Origin of the sequence: Rhizobacter sp., assembly GCF_035702065.1 — a bacterium.
Taxonomy (GTDB): domain Bacteria; phylum Pseudomonadota; class Gammaproteobacteria; order Burkholderiales; family Burkholderiaceae_C; genus Rhizobacter.
Genome location: NZ_DASSRA010000059.1, coordinates 1 through 4,390 on the forward strand (window position 1 = coordinate 1; position 4,390 = coordinate 4,390).

General features: G+C 68.9%; 8 protein-coding genes. 5 read left to right on the top strand and 3 right to left on the bottom strand.

Annotation, left to right across the window (positions count from 1 at the left end):
- The 5 genes from VFL64_RS02755 to VFL64_RS02775 all read left to right on the top strand — a co-directional run.
- On the top strand, window positions 1-255 hold a 255-nt coding region (locus VFL64_RS02755; protein WP_489538852.1), incomplete at its 5' end, for a BufA1 family periplasmic bufferin-type metallophore.
- A gap of 20 nt (window positions 256-275) precedes the next feature.
- Window positions 276-1,130: an MNIO family bufferin maturase gene (gene bufB / locus VFL64_RS02760; RefSeq protein ID WP_489538853.1), complete on the top strand. Its 855-nt coding sequence runs from the start codon at window positions 276-278 to the stop codon at window positions 1,128-1,130.
- On the top strand, window positions 1,127-1,915 hold the full coding sequence (locus VFL64_RS02765; protein WP_489538854.1) for an HvfC/BufC family peptide modification chaperone: 789 nt from the start codon (window positions 1,127-1,129) through the stop codon (window positions 1,913-1,915). Before bufB ends, VFL64_RS02765 begins: the two co-directional genes overlap by 4 nt.
- A gap of 22 nt (window positions 1,916-1,937) precedes the next feature.
- Window positions 1,938-2,387 carry a DoxX family protein gene (locus VFL64_RS02770; protein WP_489538855.1) on the top strand — a complete coding sequence of 150 codons (450 nt, stop codon included), beginning with the start codon at window positions 1,938-1,940 and terminating at the stop codon, window positions 2,385-2,387.
- Window positions 2,388-2,448: 61 nt separating this feature from the next.
- Window positions 2,449-2,796: a DUF2845 domain-containing protein gene (locus tag VFL64_RS02775; RefSeq protein WP_489538856.1), complete on the top strand. Its 348-nt coding sequence runs from the start codon at window positions 2,449-2,451 to the stop codon at window positions 2,794-2,796.
- Between the two features lie 5 nt (window positions 2,797-2,801).
- On the opposite strand, the gene tolA is transcribed toward VFL64_RS02775, so the two are convergent.
- The 3 genes from tolA to VFL64_RS02790 form a co-directional block, all read right to left on the bottom strand.
- On the bottom strand, window positions 2,802-3,614 hold the full coding sequence (gene tolA, locus VFL64_RS02780; RefSeq protein WP_489538857.1) for a cell envelope integrity protein TolA: 813 nt from the start codon (window positions 3,612-3,614) through the stop codon (window positions 2,802-2,804).
- Between the two features lie 10 nt (window positions 3,615-3,624).
- Window positions 3,625-4,056 carry a protein TolR gene (tolR, locus tag VFL64_RS02785; protein ID WP_489538858.1) on the bottom strand — a complete coding sequence of 144 codons (432 nt, stop codon included), beginning with the start codon at window positions 4,054-4,056 and terminating at the stop codon, window positions 3,625-3,627.
- 1 nt (window position 4,057) lies between these two features.
- Window positions 4,058-4,390 (bottom strand): MotA/TolQ/ExbB proton channel family protein (locus tag VFL64_RS02790; RefSeq protein WP_489538859.1); only part of this gene is annotated, 333 nt, incomplete at its 5' end.

Consider the following 4,390-nt stretch of genomic DNA (forward strand, 5'->3'; position numbering starts at 1 on the left):
GCCCTCGCTTCCGTGCTCGCACTCGGCCTCGCAGGCCATGCCGCTGCCCAGGACAAACCCATGGAGAAGGAAAAGTGCTTCGGCGTGGCCAAGGCCGGGGAGAACGACTGCGCCAACCTGTCGGGTAGCCACTCGTGCGCCGGCCAGTCCAAGGCCGACAAGGGCGCGGACGAATGGAAGTACGTGGCCAAGGGCACCTGCAAGAGCATGGGCGGCACCGACGCCGACACCGCCAAGAAGATGATGAAGAAGTAAGGCGCAGGCGCCGCGCGAAGATGGGTGCTGCAGCGCTTGCACAGGTGGGGCTCGGCCTGCGCCAGCCCCACTACGCGCAGCTCATGGAGCGGCGCCCGCAGCTCGGCTTTGTCGAGGTGCATTCCGAGAACTTCTTTGCCGATGGCGGCGCGGCGCTGGCCGTGCTGCAGGAGGCGCGGTCGCACTACGACGTGAGCCTGCACGGTGTGGGCTTGTCGCTCGGTTCGGCCGCCGGGCTCGACCCGTGGCACCTCGATCGCCTGGCGCGCCTGGTCGATCGCATCGACCCGGTGCGCGTTTCCGACCACGCGAGCTTCGCGCGCGCGCCGCAGCGTGCCGGCGGGCCGGTGCTGCATGGCAACGACCTGCTGCCACTGGCCTTCACCGAAGCCTCGCTCGCCATCATGGTGGACAACGTGTCGCAGGTGCAGGAACGCCTGAAGCGGCCCATCCTGGTGGAGAACCTGTCGGCGTATCTCGGCTTCGCCGAGCGCGACATGAGCGAGCCCGAGTTCTTCAACGCGCTGGTGCGGCGCAGCGGCTGTGGGGTGCTGCTCGACGTCAACAACCTGGTGGTGAATGCGCTCAACGCCGGCGAGGCGGACCCGGCGCGCAGCGCCTGCGACTGGATCGACGCGCTGGTGCCCAGCACCGTGGGCGAGATCCACCTCGCCGGCTACACCGATCTGGGCGACATCGTGATCGACGACCACGGCAGCCGCGTGCACGCGCCGGTGTGGCAGGTCTACCGCCATGCCATCCGCCTGCTGGGCGCGCGGCCCACCTTGGTGGAATGGGACACCGACCTGCCGCCGCTCGATGTGCTGCTGGACGAGGCGCGCACGGCGGGGCAGGTCATGGACGCGCTGGCATGAACAGCGAGGCCACACGCCAGCAGGCCCTGATGGCCGCGCTGCTCGGGCGCGGCGAGCTGCCTGCCGGCCTGATGACGTCGCCAGGCCGAGCCGCACGCGGCCTGGAGGCTTACCGCGCCAATGCCGGCGCCTCGGCCGAGCGGGCGCTGGCCACCTCGTTCCCGACGGTGCAGGCGCTGATCGGCGAAGAGTCCTTCGCCGCCATGGCGCGCGCCTTCTGGCATGCGCACCCGCCGGTGCGCGGTGACCTCGCGTGGCTCGGCGAGGGCCTGCCGGCTTTCATCGCCGACAGCGAGCAACTGACCGATGTGCCCTACCTGGCCGACAGCGCGCGGCTCGACTGGCTGCTGGCCCAGGCCGAACGCGCCGCCGAGGCCACCGCCGACCTGGCCACGCTGAACCTGCTGGCCGAGGTGGACGCAGCGCAGTTGCGCATCGAGCTGATGCCTGGCGTGGCGGCGCTGAGCAGTGCGCATGCCATCGTGAGCGTCTGGCGTGCGCACCAGCCGGGCGAGGGGGCTGCCGACCACCTGCTCCAGGCACGCGAAGCCCTGTCAACCGGGCAGGGAGAACACGCCATGGTCTGGCGTGCAGGCTGGCGTGCCCAGGTGCAGACGGTGGACGAGCCCACCGCGCGCTGGACGCGCAGCCTGCGGCACGGGGACACCCTGGCCGCGGCCATCGAACACGCCGGCGAGGGCTTCGCCTTCGAGCCGTGGCTGATGCAGGCCGTGCAGAACGGGTGGGTGTGCAAGGTTTCGCGCGTGGCCGCGACCAAGCCTTGATTCCCTGTTGAGAAAGCCAACCATGACCGCTGCCCTGTTCACCCTGTGGAGCCGCTTCGTCGCCGCGCTGGAAGCGCTGCAGCCGCTGGCCCAGCTCGCTGCGCGCTTCCATGTCGCGCAGGCCTTCTTCCTCTCCGGCCTGACCAAGGTCCACGACTGGGACACCACGCTCGCGCTCTTCAACGACGAGTACCACGTGCCCTTGCTGCCGCCGGCCGCCGCCGCCTGGGCCGGCACGGGCGGCGAGCTGGTGCTGCCCGTGCTCTTGCTGCTGGGCCTGGCCGGGCGCTTCGCCGCGCTGGGGCTGTCGGTGATGAACGTGGTGGCCGTCATCAGCCTGGCCGAGATCGCACCTGCCGCGCTGCAGCAGCATGTGTTCTGGGGCAGCCTGCTGGTCGGCCTGGCGCTCTGGGGGCCGGGCAAGTGGTCGCTCGACCGCTTGCTGGAGCCGCGGCTCATGGCCAAGGCTTGACGCTCGGAACTGCGCGGCACACAGTTGTCTCCAAGCCAGGGTCTGGCTGAAGGAGACGGGCATGCGCATTCATCTTCGTCTGTTCTTCATCGCGCTTGCGTTTGCCGTCTTCGGGTCACCGGCCCATGCCGAATCGCTGCGCTGTGCGGGAGGCATCGCGGCCGAAGGGGACTCTCGCGTCGCGGTGGTCTACAAGTGCGGCCAACCGATGCTTGCCGACAGCTTCTGTGCGCCGGTGTACTACCGCGGCACCCTCAACGTGGTGCCCGAGCCCTGGGCCAGCGCCTACGTGCCGTGCCAGCAGGTCGACGAGTGGCTGTACGACCGGGGGCCGGGCAACCTGGTGGCGACGGTGCGCTTCCGTGCGGGCACGGTCTGGTCGATCACCTACGGGCGGGTGCCGCGCTGAAGCCGCTACGGCTGCGGGCGGAAGCCGATGGTGATGTTCTTCGGCACCGTACCGTCTTCATCGCGCGGCAGCTTGCCGGTCTTGGTGATGGCGTCGAGTACCGCTTCGTCCCATTCCGGGATGCCGCTGCTCTTGACCAGGCGGCGGCTGATCACGGTGCCGTCAGCAGCGGCCTGAACCTGGACGTCGGCCGTGGGGTTGACGGCGATTGCGCGGATGAAGGTGATGTTGGGGTAGATGGCCGCGCGCAGCTTGCCGGCATAAGACGCCGAAGGCCCCTTGGTCTGAGCTGACTGGCCCGATGGGTCACCTGCATCGGCGCCCATCATCTCCTTGATGCGAGCGAGGTTCTGAGCGCGTTGGTCGTCGAGCTTCTTCTGCTTGTCGGCTTCCGCCTTGGCGAGCTTGGCTTTCTCCTCCTGGGCCTTCTTCTTCTCGGCCTTGTCCTTCTCTTCCTGCTCGCGCTTCTCTTCTTCCTTCTGCTTCTTGATCTTCTCTTGCTTGGCCTTCTCGATGGCGATCTGCGGGTCGGGCTGCTGCACCTTGGGTTCGGGCTTGGGTTCCGGCTTCGGTTCCACCTTGGGCTCCGGCTTGGGCGTGGGCGGCGGCTCGGGCGCCACGTCGCGCTGCGCAGCGACCTGGGGCACGCTGGCCCACAGTTCCGCCTCCACGCCCGCCGGCTCGCTGGCATGCCAGCTCACGCCGAAGGCGATGGCGATCAGCAGGCCCAGGTGCACCAGGGTGGCCAGCGCAAAGCCACGGCCCGTGCCGTCGGCCGGCTTGGGCATCAACTCGTCGCGCTGGGCCGTGGTGTTCATGCTCGCGTCTTCAGCCGTTGCTCTTGACCGAGAGGCCCACGCGCTGCACGCCGGCCTTTTGCAGCAGGTCCATCACGCGCACCACGGCCTCGTACTTCACGGCCTTGTCGGCGGAGATCACCACCGGCGTGTCGGCGTCGCCACCCTGGGCCGCGCTCACGCGGTCGGCCAGGTTCTTGAGCGTCATGGTGGAGACGTCCTTGTTGTCCACGCGCAGGCGCAAGGCCTCGTCCTTGGCCACCACCACCTCGATCACCTTCTTGGGCTGCTGCTTGCTCTTGCCGATGCTGGGCAGGTCGACCACGCCCGTGGTGATGAGGGGCGCACTCACCATGAAGATGATCAGCAGCACCAGCATCACGTCGATGAAGGGCACCATGTTGATCTCGTTGATGGTGCGGCGGCGGCTGCCACCGCCGCGCAGGGGCGTGACGGCCGGCATCTCAACGCACCCCAGCGGCCGTACCGGCCGGAGGCAGCGGCTGGCTGGCGTTGCGCTGCAGGATGTTGGAGAACTCCTCGATGAAGGTCTCCATCTGGATGGCGATGCGGTCGATCTCGCGCGCGAAGCGGTTGTAGGCGATCACCGCCGGGATGGCCGCGAAGAGGCCGATGGCCGTGGCCACCAGCGCCTCGGCGATGCCGGGCGCCACCGTGGCCAGCGTCACCGACTGCAGGCTGGCCAGGCCGGTGAAAGCGTGCATGATGCCCCACACCGTGCCGAAAAGGCCCACGTAGGGCGAGACCGAGCCCACCGAGGCCAGGAACGAGAGGTT

Bases quoted from the DNA above. Each gene is read 5' to 3' on its own strand.
- tolA (WP_489538857.1), bottom strand. From the start codon at position 3,614: ATGAACACCACGGCCCAGCGCGACGAGTTGATGCCCAAGCCGGCCGAC.
- VFL64_RS02770 (WP_489538855.1), top strand. From the start codon at position 1,938: ATGACCGCTGCCCTGTTCACCCTGTGGAGCCGCTTCGTCGCCGCGCTG.
- VFL64_RS02775 (WP_489538856.1), top strand. From the start codon at position 2,449: ATGCGCATTCATCTTCGTCTGTTCTTCATCGCGCTTGCGTTTGCCGTC.
- tolR (WP_489538858.1), bottom strand. From the start codon at position 4,056: ATGCCGGCCGTCACGCCCCTGCGCGGCGGTGGCAGCCGCCGCCGCACC.
- bufB (WP_489538853.1), top strand. From the start codon at position 276: ATGGGTGCTGCAGCGCTTGCACAGGTGGGGCTCGGCCTGCGCCAGCCC.
- VFL64_RS02765 (WP_489538854.1), top strand. From the start codon at position 1,127: ATGAACAGCGAGGCCACACGCCAGCAGGCCCTGATGGCCGCGCTGCTC.